The sequence below is a fragment of the Rhodobacter sp. 4.3.4 genome (assembly GCF_058724655.1).
On the sequence record NZ_CM178967.1, the window covers coordinates 1 to 15999 of the forward strand.

Annotated in this window: 13 protein-coding genes; all 13 read left to right on the plus strand. The window is 64.9% G+C overall.

All coding sequences use genetic code 11. The features are described 5' to 3' along the window. Positions 1-1374: a chromosomal replication initiator protein DnaA gene (gene dnaA / locus AC4PTB_RS00005; RefSeq protein WP_492191096.1), complete on the plus strand. Its 1374-nt coding sequence runs from the start codon at positions 1-3 to the stop codon at positions 1372-1374. Positions 1375-1477: 103 nt separating this feature from the next. Beyond that, positions 1478-2596, plus strand: a complete 1119-nt coding sequence (gene dnaN, locus AC4PTB_RS00010; RefSeq protein WP_492191097.1) for a DNA polymerase III subunit beta — start codon at positions 1478-1480, stop codon at positions 2594-2596. 46 nt (positions 2597-2642) lie between these two features. Further along, positions 2643-3701: a DNA replication/repair protein RecF gene (recF, locus tag AC4PTB_RS00015; RefSeq protein ID WP_492191098.1), complete on the plus strand. Its 1059-nt coding sequence runs from the start codon at positions 2643-2645 to the stop codon at positions 3699-3701. A gap of 81 nt (positions 3702-3782) precedes the next feature. Continuing rightward, entirely contained in the window at positions 3783-6233 is a 2451-nt protein-coding gene (gyrB, locus tag AC4PTB_RS00020; RefSeq protein ID WP_492191099.1) for a DNA topoisomerase (ATP-hydrolyzing) subunit B, read from the plus strand. Between the two features lie 33 nt (positions 6234-6266). Continuing rightward, the gene (locus tag AC4PTB_RS00025) at positions 6267-6809 is read left to right on the plus strand and encodes a flavin reductase family protein (RefSeq protein WP_492191100.1); all 543 of its coding nucleotides are present in this window, start codon (positions 6267-6269) and stop codon (positions 6807-6809) included. 97 nt (positions 6810-6906) lie between these two features. Continuing rightward, the gene (locus AC4PTB_RS00030) at positions 6907-7758 is read left to right on the plus strand and encodes a flagellar motor protein MotB (protein WP_492191101.1); all 852 of its coding nucleotides are present in this window, start codon (positions 6907-6909) and stop codon (positions 7756-7758) included. A gap of 107 nt (positions 7759-7865) precedes the next feature. Further along, on the plus strand, positions 7866-9224 hold the full coding sequence (locus AC4PTB_RS00035) for a flagellar hook protein FlgE (protein ID WP_492191102.1): 1359 nt from the start codon (positions 7866-7868) through the stop codon (positions 9222-9224). Positions 9225-9255: 31 nt separating this feature from the next. Further along, positions 9256-10710 (plus strand): flagellar hook-associated protein FlgK, encoded by a 1455-nt coding sequence (gene flgK / locus AC4PTB_RS00040; RefSeq protein ID WP_492191103.1) that lies wholly within the window; start codon positions 9256-9258, stop codon positions 10708-10710. 1 nt (position 10711) lies between these two features. Continuing rightward, positions 10712-11725 (plus strand): flagellin, encoded by a 1014-nt coding sequence (locus AC4PTB_RS00045; RefSeq protein ID WP_492191104.1) that lies wholly within the window; start codon positions 10712-10714, stop codon positions 11723-11725. Then, a complete protein-coding gene (locus AC4PTB_RS00050; RefSeq protein WP_492191105.1) occupies positions 11725-12822 on the plus strand; it encodes a flagellar basal body P-ring protein FlgI in 1098 nt (365 codons plus the stop codon). Before AC4PTB_RS00045 ends, AC4PTB_RS00050 begins: the two co-directional genes overlap by 1 nt. A gap of 172 nt (positions 12823-12994) precedes the next feature. Next, on the plus strand, positions 12995-13942 hold the full coding sequence (locus AC4PTB_RS00055) for an HlyD family secretion protein (RefSeq protein WP_492191106.1): 948 nt from the start codon (positions 12995-12997) through the stop codon (positions 13940-13942). Then, a complete protein-coding gene (locus AC4PTB_RS00060; RefSeq protein ID WP_492191107.1) occupies positions 13939-14856 on the plus strand; it encodes an ABC transporter ATP-binding protein in 918 nt (305 codons plus the stop codon). The genes AC4PTB_RS00055 and AC4PTB_RS00060 overlap by 4 nt, the downstream gene beginning before the upstream one ends. Continuing rightward, the gene (locus AC4PTB_RS00065) at positions 14853-15989 is read left to right on the plus strand and encodes an ABC transporter permease (protein ID WP_492191108.1); all 1137 of its coding nucleotides are present in this window, start codon (positions 14853-14855) and stop codon (positions 15987-15989) included. The genes AC4PTB_RS00060 and AC4PTB_RS00065 overlap by 4 nt, the downstream gene beginning before the upstream one ends. The last annotated feature ends 10 nt before the right edge of the window (positions 15990-15999 follow it).

Here is a 15999-nt window from a genome sequence, read left to right on the forward strand (position 1 = left end):
ATGACGAACAAACTCTGGGGGCAGGCGTGCAATGAACTTCAACGGACCGTCGGCCGGACCAATTTCAACACCTGGATCGCGCCCCTGCAGCTGATCGAGCTGTCGGACGGCATCGTTTCCTTCGAGGCGCCGACGAAATTCATGTGCGACTGGGTCTCGCGCAATTATGGTGAACCGATCCTGCGCGAGCTGCGCAATTCCGGCCTTGCGGTCGAGCGCGTGGCGATCCGCGTGCCCGAGGGGCGTCCGATGCCCGCGCCTGAAGCCCGTCCGATGCCGGAAAAGGCCCCTGCCCCGGCGCGCAAAACCGCGCGGATCAGCGAGGATCAGGACCTTCCCGGGGCGCCGCTGGATGCGCGCTTCACCTTTGACAGCTTCGTCGTCGGCAAGCCGAACGAGCTGGCCCATGCCGCCGCCCGCCGCGTCGCCGAGGGCGGTCCGGTGACCTTCAACCCGCTGTTCCTCTATGGCGGCGTCGGGCTGGGCAAGACCCACCTGATGCATGCGATCGCGCATGAGCTGCAGTCCCAGCATGGCGAGCTGCGGGTGCTTTATCTCTCGGCCGAACAGTTCATGTACCGCTTCGTGCAGGCGCTGCGCGACCGGCAGATCATGGATTTCAAGGAACTGTTCCGCTCGGTCGACGTGCTGATGGTCGATGACGTGCAGTTCATTGCAGGCAAGGACAGCACGCAGGAAGAATTCTTCCATACTTTCAATGCTCTGGTCGATCAGGGCAAGCAGATCGTGATTTCCGCCGACCGCGCGCCGGGGGAAATCAAGGATCTGGAGGAACGGATCAAGAGCCGGTTGCAATGCGGTCTGGTCGTCGATCTGCATCCGACCGATTACGAGCTGCGTCTGGGCATCCTGCAGACCAAGACCGAGATCCATGCCGCCCGCAATCCGGGGCTTGTCGTGGCCTCGGGTGTGCTGGAATTCCTGGCGCATCGGATCACCACGAACGTGCGCGTGCTGGAAGGCGCGCTGACGCGGCTGTTCGCCTTTGCCTCGCTGGTCGGGCGCGAGATCACGCTCGATCTGGCACAGGAATGTCTGGCTGATATCCTGCGCGCCTCGGACCGTCGCGTGACGATCGAGGAGATCCAGCGCAAGGTGGCCGAGCATTACAATGTGCGGCTCTCCGACATGATCGGGCCGAAGCGGCTGCGCACCATCGCCCGGCCGCGGCAGGTGGCGATGTATCTGTCGAAGCATCTGACCACCCGCTCGCTGCCCGAAATCGGGCGTCGTTTCGGCGGCCGCGATCACACCACGATCATGCATGGCATCCGCAAGATCGACGAGCTGATGGCGACCGATCGGCAACTGGCCGAAGATATCGGGCTCTTGAAGCGGTTGATGGAATCCTGAAACCCTTGACGCCCCGCGCAAAGCGGCGGAATGTCCGGAAAAATCTTGTTCCGGCGCGGCGGCATGTTACCTTGCCGCCCCCGGGAACCGGCGAGGAATGGATATGAAGATCAGCATCGAACGCGCCGCCCTGCTCAAGGCGGTGTCTCAGGCCCAGTCCGTTGTCGAGCGGCGCAACACCATTCCGATCCTCGCAAACGTGCTGATCGAGGCGGATGGCTCGACCGTGTCCTTCCGCGCCACCGACCTTGACATCGAGGTGGTGGACAAGGCCCCGGCCCAGGTCGAACGCGCGGGCGCGACGACGGTTTCGGCGGTGATGCTGCATGAGATCGTGCGCAAACTGCCCGACGGATCGCTGGTGCAGCTGTCGGATGATGCGGCGGCGGGGCGGCTTTCGGTGATGGCCGGGCGCTCGAGCTTCAACCTCGCGACCTTGCCGCGCGAGGATTTCCCGGTGATGGCCTCGTCGGAATATACCGCGAATTTCGTCGCCAAGGCGGGGGTGCTGAAGCGGCTCTTCGACAAGTCGAAATTCGCGATCTCGACCGAGGAGACGCGCTATTACCTGAACGGCGTCTACATGCATGTGGCGACGGGCGACGATGGCCCGGCGCTGCGCTGCGTCGCGACCGACGGGCACCGGCTGGCGCGGATCGATGCGGCGCTGCCCGAAGGCGCCGCAGGCATGCCGGGCGTGATCGTGCCGCGGAAAACGGTGAACGAGCTGCGCAAGCTTCTGGATGATGACGAGGCGCAGATCGCGGTTTCGGTCAGCGAAACCAAGGTGCGCTTTGCCACGCCGGAAATCACCCTCACCTCGAAGGTGATCGACGGCACCTTCCCCGATTATACCCGCGTCATTCCGATGGGGAATTCGCGGCGTCTGGAAGTCGATGCGGCCGAGTTTGCGAAAGCCGTGGACCGGGTGGCCACCGTGTCCTCGGAGCGCTCGCGCGCGGTCAAGCTGAGCCTCGACGAAGACCGGCTGGTGCTTTCGGTCAATGCCCCCGATGCGGGCGCGGCCGAGGAAGAACTGGCTGTGGCTTACGGCGACGAGCGGCTGGAGATCGGCTTCAACGCGAAATATCTGCTGGAGATCGCCAGCCAGGTGGATCGGGAAAATGCGGTCTTCCTGTTCAACTCCTCGGGCGATCCGACGCTGATGCGCGAGGGCAACGATACTTCGGCGGTCTATGTCGTGATGCCGATGCGCGTGTGACGCGGGCGGCAAGGGCGTATTTGGACCAGGAAAAAGCAGGGCCGCGATGCTGCGGGATCTGACGCTTTTGCAGTTCCGCTCGCATCGGCGCGGCGTCCTGTCGGTGGATTCCCGGCCGGTGGCGCTTTACGGGCCGAACGGGGCGGGCAAGACCTCGGTGCTGGAGGCGGTGTCGCTTTTGTCCCCCGGGCGGGGGCTGCGCCGCGCCTCGGCCGAGGAGCTGATCCGGCGACAGGAGCAGGTCGGCTGGAAGATCCGCGCGACACTTTCCGAATATGAGATCGAGACATCAGCCCTGCCCGGCCAAAGCCGCGAGGTGCTGATCGACGGCAAGGCGGCGGCGCAGGTGGCGCTGGGACGGCTCTTGCGGGTTCTGTGGCTGGTGCCCGCGATGGACCGGCTTTGGATCGAGGCGGCCGAGGGGCGGCGGCGGTTTCTGGACCGGATGACTTTGTCGTTCTTTCCCACCCATGCCGAAGCCGTGCTGGCCTATGAAAAGGCGATGCGCGAACGCAACCGGCTTTTGAAGGACGAGATCCGCGATGCGGCCTGGTATGGCGCGCTGGAGGCGCGGATGGCCGAGGCAGGCGCCCTGATGACCGCGCATCGGCGCGCGGCTTTGGCGCAACTGGCCGCCGCGCAGGCGGGGGCGGCGACGGCCTTTCCCGCGGCGGATCTGGGGCTGAGCGCCGAGGGGCCCGAGGATCTGGCCGCAGCGCTGGCCGAGGGGCGGCGGCGCGACATGGCGGCCGGGCGAACGCTTGAAGGCCCGCATCGGGTCGATCTGACGGCGGTTTATGCCGAAAAGGCGATCCCGGCCGATCAATGCTCGACCGGCGAGCAAAAGGCGCTGCTGATTTCGCTGCTGCTCGCCAATGCCCGGGCGCTTGCCGGGGAAAACACCGTGCTGCTTCTGGACGAGGTGGCGGCACATCTGGATGCCGGGCGGCGGGCGGCGCTTTATGACGAAATCTGCGCCCTGCCCGCCCAGGTGCTGATGACCGGCACCGGGGCCGAGCTTTTCGACGCCCTGGGCGACCGGGGGCGCTATTGGCAGGTGACGGAGGTTGCGGGAACCTCGGACCTGGTGGAAAGCCGCCCCTGAACCGCTGAATATTGTGGCCAAGGCGTGACATTGCCCGCCCGAAACTCTATAAGTCCGCAACGAAAAGCAGGATAGGCGCGGATGACCGAAACCCCGAAGAACAAAGCCGAATATGGCGCGGAGTCGATCAAGGTCCTGAAAGGCCTCGAAGCGGTGCGCAAACGCCCCGGCATGTATATCGGCGACACCGACGATGGCTCGGGCCTGCATCACATGGTCTATGAGGTCGTCGACAACGGCATCGACGAGGCCCTGGCGGGCCATGCGAATTACGTTGCGGTGAAGATCCACGCCGACAGCTCGGTTTCGGTGCGCGACAACGGCCGCGGCATCCCGGTCGACATCCACCCCGAAGAGGGGGTCTCGGCAGCCGAGGTCATCATGACCCAGCTGCATGCGGGCGGCAAATTCAACAACACCGACGAGGGCGGCAACGCCTACAAGGTGTCGGGCGGCTTGCACGGCGTCGGCGTTTCGGTGGTGAACGCGCTCTCCGACTGGCTGGAGCTGAAGGTCTGGCGCAACGACAAGGTCTATTTCGCCCGCTTCGAAAAGGGCGATTGCGTCGAACATGTGCGCGAAATCGGCGAGGCCCCCGGCGAAAAGGGCACCGAGGTCCGGTTCATGGCGTCATCCAAGACCACCGACCCGGAGGGGACCTTCTCGAACCTCGATTTCAGCTTCAAGACGCTGGAAACCCGGCTGCGGGAACTGGCCTTCCTGAATTCCGGCGTGCGGATCATTCTGGAAGACGAACGCCCCGCCGAACCCCTGCGCAGCGAGCTGCATTACGAAGGCGGCGTGCGCGAATTCGTCAAATATCTGGACCGCTCGAAAACCGCGGTGATGCCCGATCCGATCTACATGGTCGGCGAGGTCCGCGGCATCGGTGTCGAAGTGGCGATGTGGTGGAATGACAGCTATCACGAGACCGTGCTGCCCTTCACCAACAACATCCCGCAGCGCGATGGCGGCACCCATCTGGCGGGCTTTCGCGGCGCGCTGACCCGGACGATCACCAAATACGCGCAAGACAGCGGCATCGCGAAACGCGAAAAGGTCGATTTCACCGGCGATGATGCCCGCGAAGGCCTGACCTGCGTTTTGTCGGTCAAGGTCCCCGATCCGAAATTCTCCAGCCAGACCAAAGACAAGCTGGTCTCCTCCGAGGTCCGCCCGGCGGTCGAGAATCTGGTGAACGAAAAGCTTGCGGAATGGTTCGAGGAGCATCCGACCGAAGCCAAGGGCATCGTCGGCAAGATCATCGAAGCCGCGCTGGCGCGGGAAGCCGCCCGCAAGGCCCGCGAACTGACCCGGCGCAAGACCGCGATGGATGTGGCAAGCCTGCCCGGCAAGCTGGCCGATTGTCAGGAAAAGGACCCGGCGCTGAGCGAAGTCTTCCTGGTCGAAGGGGATTCGGCCGGTGGCTCGGCCAAGCAGGGACGCGAGCGGAAGAACCAGGCTGTGCTGCCCTTGCGCGGCAAGATCCTGAACGTGGAACGGGCGCGGTTCGACCGGATGCTGTCCTCGGATCAGATCGGCACGCTGATCACCGCGCTGGGTACCGGCATCGGTCGCGACGAGTTCAACATCGCCAAGCTGCGCTACCACAAGATCGTCATCATGACCGATGCCGACGTGGACGGCGCCCATATCCGCACGCTGCTGCTCACCTTCTTCTTCCGGCAGATGCCGGAGCTGATCGAGCACGGCTATCTTTATATCGCGCAGCCGCCGCTTTACAAAGTCGCCCGCGGCAAATCCGAGGTTTACCTAAAGGATCAGGCCGCCTTGGAAGATTACCTTGTGCATCAAGGGGTTGAAGGGGCGATTCTGCGGCTGGGCGACGGCACCGACATCATCGGCGCCGATCTGACGCGGCTGGTCGAGGAGGCGCGGCAGGTGCGCCGCATCCTGCAGGCCTTCCCGACGCATTACCCGCAGCGCATCCTGGAACAGGCGGCGATTGCCGGGGCGCTGCTGCCCGGCCGGATCGATGCCGATGCGCAGGGCGTGGCCGACGAGCTTTCGGCGCGGCTCGACCTGATCGCGCTGGAATATGAACGCGGCTGGATGGGGCGGCCGACGCAGGACCACGGGCTGCGGATGTCGCGCATCCTGCGCGGCGTCGAAGAGGTCCGCACGCTGGATGGCCCGGTGCTGCGCTCGGGCGAAGCGCGGCGGCTGTCGCAATACACCGCGAGCCTGCAGGAAAGCTATCGCGCGCCCGCCCGGCTGATCCGCAAGGACCGCGAGCAGTTCATCCATGGTCCGCTCGATCTTTTGACGGCGATCCTGCAGGAGGGCGAAAAGGGCCTGACGCTGCAGCGCTACAAGGGGCTGGGCGAGATGAACCCGGAACAGCTGTGGGAAACCACGCTTGACCCCGCGGCGCGGACGCTGTTGCAGGTGCGCGTCGATGACGTGGCCGAGGCCGAGGACATCTTCTCGAAACTGATGGGCGATGTGGTGGAGCCGCGGCGCGAATTCATCCAGCAAAACGCGCTGAGCGTGGAAAACCTCGATTTCTGAGGCCCCTCCGGGCCGCGACGCAAGGGGACGATGATGACCGAGACCGACCGGATCGACGCGACCCCCGCCGGGGTCGAAGGCCACCTGCCCGACCCCGCGGAGCCGCGGCTGTTGCGCGATGCGCTGGGCCGTTTTGCCACCGGGGTGGCACTGGTCACCGCCTGCAGCGCGGATGACGGCAACCCGATCGCGATTGTGGTGAATTCCTTCGCCTCGGTCTCGCTCGATCCGCCGCTGGTGCTCTGGTCGGTGGCCTGCAGCTCGATGCGACACCGGCATTTCACCGCGGCGCCCGCCTTTGCCATTCATGTTCTGGCCGAGGATCAGCACGCGCTGACCACGCGATTCTCGCGCTCGGGGCCGGGCTTCGAAGGGCTGACGCTGACCCGCAACGACGCGGGCGTGCCGGTTCTGCCCGACGCGCTGGCCCGATTCGACTGCGTGACCGAGGCGCTGCACGAAGGCGGCGATCACACCATCATCCTTGGGCGCGTCTGCCGCTTCGATTTGCGGCGCGACGGCCGGCCGCTGTGCTTCTTTGGCGGCGCCTTTGGCGGATTCACCGCGCGGGCGTGACCGAAACCCCAAGGAATTGCTTGCGATTTTATCCGTTAAGGCGGCCTTAAGCGGCGCCTGCTAGCTCTGGTTCCGGGTGAAATAGAGGTGGTGGGATATGGGCGCACAGGATGGTGTCGCACCAGTCATCATCAAGCGCAAGAAGGTCGTCGGGGGCGGCGGGCACCACGGTGGGGCGTGGAAAGTTGCCTATGCCGACTTCGTCACTGCCATGATGGCCTTCTTTCTGCTGATGTGGCTGCTGAACGCGACAACAGAAAAGCAACGCAAGGGGATCGCGGATTACTTCAACCCGACGATTCCGATCAACCGGATCTCGGGCGGCGGCGAAGGCGCCTTTGGCGGCGATTCCGTGTTTTCCGAAGATCAGGTGGCACAGAATGGCACCGGGGCTTCGGGGCAATCTCCGACCGAGGAACGCCAGGCCCGCGGCGACAGCGGCGCCGCCAAGCAGGAGCAGAAAGAGGATCAGGCCGAGTTCGACCGCCTCGCCAAGGAGATCGAAAAGGCGCTGTCGGCAACTTCGGGCGAATCGATGGTCAGCGAACAGCTGGCCCGTCACATCGTCACCAAGGTGACGGACGAGGGATTGATCGTCGAATTCTTCGATCTGGAGAACGAGCCGCTCTTCGTTCCCGATACCGCCGAGCCGGAACCGATTCTGGGCGAAATCGCGGGCATGCTGACGCGGGTCTTCAGTCTGACGAAGAACAATGTCGCGATCAACGGCCATACGCGCTCCTATCCTTCGGTGCTGCGCACCAATCCGGTCTGGGATCTGTCCTCGGAACGCGCGCAAAGGATGCGAATCCTGATGGAAACCGCGGGGTTCGATGCCGCGCGACTGCAACGGGTCTCGGGCTTTGCCGATCGCAAACCGGCCGTCGAGACGCCGATGTCGGTGCGCAACAACCGGCTTGAGCTGATCTTGCTGCGCAACGGACGCTGAACCGGGCGAAGAAGAAATCAGGGGCATTTTAAGCGTTAGGCCGATCTTAACGGCGATTGCGGCAAGGTGGCTTCGATCAGGGGACGCAGCAGCAGAAAGGCGCTTACATGTCCATTTCTTCTTCGCTCAACGCGGGTGTGGCAGGCCTTGCAGCCAACTCGACGCGTTTGGCAACGATTTCCGACAACATCGCCAACTCGGGCACCTACGGCTACAAGCGGGCGACGGCGGATTTCGAGAGCATGGTGCTGACCCAGGCGCGCAGCTCCGGCACCTATTCGGCCGGGGGCGTGCGCGCCTCCTCGGGCCGTCTGATCGACCAGCGCGGCTCGCTGATCGGCACATCGAATGCGATGGATATCGCGATTTCCGGTCGCGGCTTCCTGCCCGTTGCCAACACCTCGGCGCTGGCGAACGGGCTGGGCGACCAGCCGCTGACGATGACCTCGACCGGGTCGTTCCACACCGACAAGGACGGCGTGCTGCGGACCGATTCCGGGCTTGTGCTGCTTGGCTGGGCGGCGCTGGCCGATGGCACGATCCCGGTCAATGCGCGCGATACCGTCACCGGCCTGCAACCGGTGGTGATCAACGCCAACCAGACCGCGGGCGACCCGACGACGGCGATGAACTGGGGCATCAACCTGCCCGCCAGCGAAACCGCGGATACCGCAGGCGGGAAAACGCTGACCTCCTCGATCGAATATTTCGGCAACCTCGGCAATTCGAACACGTTGCAAGTCTCCTTCACGCCGACGATTCCGGCGGCGGGCAGCCCGAACTCCAACCAGTGGACGATGACGATCAAGGATTCGGCGACCACGACCGATCCCTATGGCATCGATGTCGGCGTCGTCGGGCAATATACGCTCGACTTCGACAACACCGGCACGAATGGCGGCACGCTGAGCAACGTGACCACGATCCATGGCCCGGTCTGGGATTCGACCGAGGGCACGCTGAACTTCACAAATGCCACGAACTTCGCGCTGGCTGACGGGCTGCAGGACATCACCATCACCATCGGCAAACAGGGTGACACCAACGGTCTGACCCAGCTTGCCAGCGATTTCGCACCGACCTCGATCAGCAAGGACGGCTCGCCGGTGGGGAACCTGACCTCGGTCGAGATCGACGAGAACGGCTTCATCAAGGCGACTTACGACACCGGCTTCATCCGCACCGTCTATCAGGTGCCGCTGGTCGACGTGGCGAACATCAACGGCCTCACGGCACTCGACAACCAGACCTTCCAGGTCTCGTCCACCTCGGGGTCGTTCTATCTCTGGGACGCCGGTGACGGTCCGACCGGCGCGGTCGAGGGCTATGCCCGCGAAGGCTCGGCGGTCGATGTGGCGCAGGAACTGACCAACCTGATCCAGACTCAGCGGGCCTATTCGTCGAACGCGAAGGTGATCCAGACCGTCGACGAGATGCTGCAGGAGACGACGAACATCAAGCGCTGAGCCTGATGATCGCACAAGGAGGAGATGACCCATGAGCATCGCAAGTGCCTTCAACTTCGCCCTGTCGGGGCTGACGGCATCGTCCCGGAAAGCCGAGGTCGTCTCTTCCAACATCGCCAATGCGATGACGGAAGGCTACGCCCGTCGGGAACTCTCCATCGCATCGGAAACGCTTGGCGGGACCGGCGGCGGGGTCCGCATTCTCGGCGTCAACCGGATCGTGAACCAGGTGGTGCAGCAGGATCTTCTGCTGGCGGATTCGGCGGCGGCAAACATCACCGCCAAGGCGGATTTCTACAACCGTCTCGAATCCCAGCTTGGGGATCCGGAGAAGGCCGGGTCCCTGTCGGCCACGATGTCGGATTTCGAAAGCGCCCTGCTGACGGCCGCCAGCATGCCCGACAGCACGGCGCGGCTGACGGCGGCGGTCAATGCCGCTTCGACGGTGGCGGACAAGCTGAACAGCGTCTCCAAGGACCTGCAGGCCGCGCGGCTGACCGCCGACAAGTCGATCGCCAAACAGGTCCGCACGCTGAACGAGACGCTGGTGCAGCTGCAGGAGATGAACCGCACGATCACCACGCAGATCTCGATCGGCAATGATGCCGCCGGGCTGATGGACGAACGGCAGTCTCTGGTAAACCAGATCGCCGAGATCGTGCCGATCCGGGTCGTGCAGCGCGACAACAACCAGATCGCGCTTTTCACCACCGGCGGGACGATCCTGCTTGATGGCACCCCCGCCACCATCGGCTTCAATGGCGCGGGGGTGATGGCCCCCCATCTGACGCTGGATTCGGGGGCGCTGTCCGGGCTGACGATCAATGGCTATCCGGCCTCAACCCTCGATGACGGTCCGCTGGGCGGCGGCACGCTCGGCGCCGCTTTTGCGGTGCGCGACGAACTTGCCCCCGAGGCGCAGAGCAAGCTGGACGCCTTTGCCCGCGATCTGATGACCCGGTTCGAGGATCCGAGCGTCGATACCACCCTGTCTGCGGGCGATCCCGGTCTGTTCACCGATGCGGGCGCCGCTTTCGACCCCGCCACCGAAGTCGGGCTGGCCGAACGGATCCAGCTGAACGCGATCGTCGACCCCAAGCAGGGCGGCGCCTCCTGGCATCTGCGGGACGGGCTGATGGCCGCGGCACCCGGGGCGATCAGCAACGGGAAGATCCTGAATGCGCTTTCCGCGGCGCTGACCCGCGAATCTGCTCCGGCTTCGGGGAATTACGGCTCTGCCCTGCGCAGTGCCTCGGGTCTGGCGGCGGATTTGCTGTCTTTCGCCGCTTTGGGGCGGCAATCGGCCGAGATGACCCAGGGCTATGCCACCGCCCGTCAGGAAGCCCTGACCGAGCTGTCGCTCGCCGACGGCGTGGACAAAGATTACGAGTTGCAAAACCTTCTCGTCATCGAAAAGGCCTATTCCGCCAATGCGAAGGTCATTCAGACCATTGATGCCATGCTGCAGGAACTTCTGGATATCTGACATGAAATACATCTCCATCGGTGACATGTCGCAGACCTATCTGATGCGCCGTCATAATGTGCAGCTGAAGGCAACGATGTCGCAGCTCTCGGAAGAGGTCGTCACTGGCATCAGCAAGGATCTGGGCACCAAGGTCGGCGGCGATTTCACCGCCCTCGCCGCGATCAACCGGTCGATGACCCGGAGCGAAGCCTACAAGCAGGTGGCGGCGGAAACCGATCTTCTTGCCGGGACGCAGCAGGATGCGCTCGAGACCATCCATGGTCATGCCACGGCGATCGGCGCGACCCTCCTGTCCTCGTCTTTCGCTTCTGCCCCGAACGTTATCGAGGCCGGGGCGCGCAATGCAGAGGAACGGTTCAAAGCCGTGGTCGATGCACTGAATGTCAATGTCGCCGGGCGTTACGTCTTTTCCGGCGCGACCACCGACACGAAACCGGTGGCTTCGGCGGATACGATCATCACCAGCATCGAAACGCTCGTGACCGGCATGACGGTCGCTTCGGACATTGTCGCCGCCGTCGATACCTGGTTTGACGCCGCCGCCGGTGGGGGCGGGTTCCTTGACCAGGCCTATCTTGGCAGCGCAACCACCCTGTCGCAGGTGCGGCTGTCGGAAACCGACACCGCGCAATTGACCACCACGGCGGCGGATTCCGAGATCCGCGACATGTTGAAGGGCTTTGCCCTGGCCACGCTGATCGCCCGCGATCTGGTGCCCGAAAACCATGAAACCCGGTCGCTGCTGATCCGCGCGGCGGGGGAACGCATCACCTCGGCCGAGGGCGGGATGACCGCGCTGCGGGCCGATCTGGGCACGGTCGAAGCGATCATCTCCGATGCGCAGACCCGCAATTCGACGCAAGTGACCGCGCTGGAAATCGCGCGCAAAGAGCTGGTCGGTGTCGACGATTTCGAGACGGCGACGGCGCTGGAAGCCACGAAATCGCAGCTGGAAACGCTTTACACGCTGACCTCGCGGCTGACGCAACTCTCCCTGACGGATTACCTGTGATGAAACTTCTGGCGTTCCTGCTGCTGCTCCTGCTGCCGTCCCTGAGCGTTGCCGCCCCGATCCGGATCAAGGATCTGGTCGAATTCGATGGCGTGCGGGGCAACGACCTTGTTGGCTACGGGCTTGTGGTCGGTCTGAACGGCACCGGCGACGGGATCCGCAATGCGCCCTTCACCGAAGAGATCATGGCAAATATTCTGGAGCGGCTCGGCGTTAACGTTACCGGCGAGCAGTTCCGGCCGAAAAACGTCGCTGCGGTCATGGTGACGGCGGCCTTGCCGCCCTTTGCCCGGGCCGGGGCGAAGATCGATGTCACGGTCTCGGCGATCGGCGATGCCAAGAGCCTGCTCGGCGGGACGCTGATCATGACGCCGCTGAACGCGGCCGACGGCGAGATCTACGCCGTCGCACAGGGCGCGGTGATCGCCGGGGGCGTCTCGGCCCAGGGGCAGGCCGCCTCGGTCGTGCAGGGGGTTCCGACCTCGGGCACGATCCCCTCGGGCGCCCATGTCGAGCGCGAGATCGGCTTCGATCTTGACAGCCTCTCGGACGTGCGGCTGGCGCTGCGCACGCCCGATTTCACCACCGCGGCGCGGATCGAAAAGGCGATCAATCGCGAATTCGGGTCGCGCATCGCCGCGATGGAAGATTCGGGCACCGTCTCGGTCAGCATCGCCAATGCCAACATGCGCTCGGCTGCGCATGTGCTGGAACGGCTCGAAAACCTGACGGTCGAGCCTGAACAACGCGCCCGCGTCGTGGTGGATCAGCGCTCCGGCACCATCGTCATGGGCGAGGATGTGCGGATTTCGCGCGTCGCAGTCAGCCAGGGCAACCTGACGCTGCGGGTGCAGGAAGCGCCGATCGCCGTGCAACCGAACCCCTTCGCCCGCGGCGAGACCGTCGTGGTGCCGCGGACCGAAGCCTCGATCGAGGAGGGCGCGGGTCTCAAGATGGCCGAGGTCGGCGAAACCAGCTCGCTCTCCGATGTGGTCGCCGGGCTGAATGCGCTGGGGGTCAGCCCGCGCGACATGATCGACATTCTGAAAAGCATCAATGCCGCTGGGGCGCTGCACGCGGAATTCGTGGTCAACTGACCGCTGCAGCCGCTTCCTGCCCGAACGCGTCGCTTGCGGCGCGTTCTTGGCTTTTTGCCACCGGGGTCGGACAGGGCTTTCGTTTCCAGGTTGATCTTGCAAGCATTTGATTGAATTCTGTCTGCAAGGCCAATCTGCCGGGCCTGAGCGCCGCCAGACGGAGGTTCCCGCGATGACGCTGTGCGCGCTGCCCCTGATCGCCACGCTGTTGAGCGGTTGCGCCGCGCCGCCACCCATGGCGACCGGTTATGTCGAGGGGGACCATGTGATGATCGCCCCGGTCTCGGTGGCGGAACTGGCCAGCCTCTCGGTCACGCGCGGCCAAAGGGTGCAGGCCGGGGCGCCGCTGGCGCAACAGGAAAGCCGCGACGCGCGGATTGCCGTCGATCAGGCGACCGCGACGCTGGCGCAGGCGGAAAGCCAGCTTGAAAACCTGCGCGAAGGCCGCCGCCCCGAGGAAATCCGGGTGATCGAGGCCGCGCTGGCCTCGGCCAGGGCGCAGGCGATTGAATCGGAACGCACCGCGCTGCGGCTTGCAGCGCTGGAGAGCCGCGGCGCGGCGACCTCGGCCCAGCGCGAGGATGCGCAGACCGCCCTGACCATGGCGCAGGCGAAAGTGGCCGAGATCGAGGCCAATCTGGCCGTGGCCCGCCTGCCCGCCCGCAAGGCCGAGATCGCCGCCGCCGAGGCCGCCGTCCGCGCCGGTCAGGCCGGGCTGGAACAGGCACGCTGGGTGCTGGAACAGCGCAGCCTGACCGCCCCCGCCGACGGGGTGATCTCGGATCTGTTGCGGCGGCCCGGGGAAATCTCGGGGCCGGCGGCGCCGATCCTGACGATGTTGCCCGATAAGGCGGTGAAGCTGCGGCTTTACCTGCCCGAAGCGCAGCTGGCGCAGGTGCGCACCGGCACCCGGCTCGAGGTGCATTGCGACGGCTGCGGCCCGGGTCTGACGGCGACGGTCTCCTATGTCGCTGACGGGCCGGAATTCACTCCGCCGGTGATCTATTCGCTGCAGAACCGGCAGAAGCTGGTCTATCTGCTGGAAGCCCGCCCCGATGACGCGACGGCGCTGAAACCGGGCCAGATCGTCGATGTGAGCTTGGCCGAGGCGCGCAAATGAGCCTGCCCGCGATCGCCGTGACCGATCTGACGAAGCGGTTCGGCAAACGGGCGGTGGTGGATCGGGTCTCGATCCGCGTGCAACCGGGCGAGATCGTCGGCTTTCTGGGCCCGAACGGCTCTGGCAAGACGACGACGATCCGCATGATGTGCGGGCTTCTCACCCCGGATGCGGGGGAAGGCCGCGTTCTGGGCCACGACATCTTGCGCGATCAGAGCGCGATCAAGCGCGCGGTCGGCTACATGACCCAGCGTTTCAGCTTTTACGAAGACCTGACCATCGCCGAAAATCTGGGCTTCGTCGCGGGCGTCTATGGCCTGCCCGCCAGCGCCGTTTCCGAAACGCTCGCCGATCTGGGCCTGACCAGCCGCCGCGCGCAGCTGGCCGGATCGCTCTCGGGCGGCTGGAAGCAGCGGCTGGCGCTCGCCGCCTGCCTGATGCACCGCCCGAAACTGCTGATGCTGGACGAGCCCACCGCCGGCGTCGATCCGAAGGCGCGGCGGGACTTCTGGGATGAAATCCACGCCCGCGCCGCCAGCGGCCTGACCGTCCTTGTCTCCACCCATTACATGGACGAGGCGGAACGCTGCCATCGCATCAACTATATCTCTTACGGCAAGCTGATCTCGCAGGGCACGGTGGCAGAGGTGATCGCCGCCGCCGGTCTGGTCACGGTGATCCTGCGCGGGGGGCGAACCGCCGCGGCGCAGGCGCTGTTGACCCACCGCCCGGAGGTCGAGCAGGTGGCGCATTGGGGCACCGATCTGCATGTGATCGGCCGCGATGGCACCGCCCTGCACCAGGCCGCCGCCGAGGTTGCGACAGCCACCGGCGCCCAGCTGATCGCGGCCGAGACCAGCCTGGAAGACGTGTTCATCCAGTTGATGGGCGCGTCAAAGGACAACATGGCATGAGCCGCTTCCTGTCCTTCCGCCGCCTCTTCACCCTCATCCGCAAGGAAGCGCTGCAGATGCGCCGCGACCGCATCACCTTCGCGATGATGCTGGGCGTGCCCTTGATGCAGCTGATGCTTTTCGGCTTCGCGATCAACAACGACCCGAAGGGCCTGCCCGCCGCCTTGGTCGCACCGACGCAGGACCGCTATTCCCGGGCGCTGGTCTCGGCGCTGGAACTGACCGGCTATTACCGCTTCACCCATCCGCAGGTCACCGCCGCCGAGGCCGAGCGGCTCATTGCCACCGGGCAGGTCAGTTTCGTCGTCACCGTGCCCTCGGATTTCGGCCGCAAAGTCACTCGCGGTGAACATTCGCAGATACTGATCGAGGCCGACGCGACCGATCCCGCCGTGGCCTCGGGCGCCATCGGCACCCTTGGCACGGTCGCCGCACAGGCGCTTTTGCGCGAAAGCGGCACCGAAGCCGAGGCGGCCGCCAGCGCGGCGCGGCGGCTCGAGGTCGTCGTGCATCGCCGCTACAACCCCGAGGGCCTCACGCAATACAACATCGTCCCCGGGCTTCTGGGGGTGATCTTGCAGATGACGATGGTGATGATGACCGCGATGGCGCTGACCCGAGAGGTCGAACGGGGGACGATGGAAAACCTGCTCTCGATGCCGGTCACGCCGATCGAGGTAATGCTGGGCAAGGTGCTGCCGTTCTTCATCGTCGGCGCGGTGCAGGTCAGCGTGGTGCTGATCGCGGCGAAAACGATTTTCGGCGTGCCCTTTGTCGGCAGCCTTTGGCTGTTGATGCTCGGCGTGCTGGTCTTCGTGATGGCGCTGGTGGTGCTGGGCTATGTGTTTTCGACGCTTGCCCGCACGCAGATGCAGGCGATGCAGCTGACCTTCTTTTACTTCCTGCCGTCGATCCTGCTTTCGGGCTTCATGTTCCCGTTTCGCGGCATGCCCGCTTGGGCGCAATGGATCGGCGAAACGCTTCCCCTCACCCATTTCCTGCGCCTGATCCGGGGGGTGATGCTGAAAGGCGCGACGCTGGCCGATATCGCGCAGCCGCTGCTGGCACTGACCGGCTTTGCGGTCTTCTTCTCGCTTCTGGCGCTGAGCCGATTTCGCCAAACGCTTGATTGAAAAGGGCCGC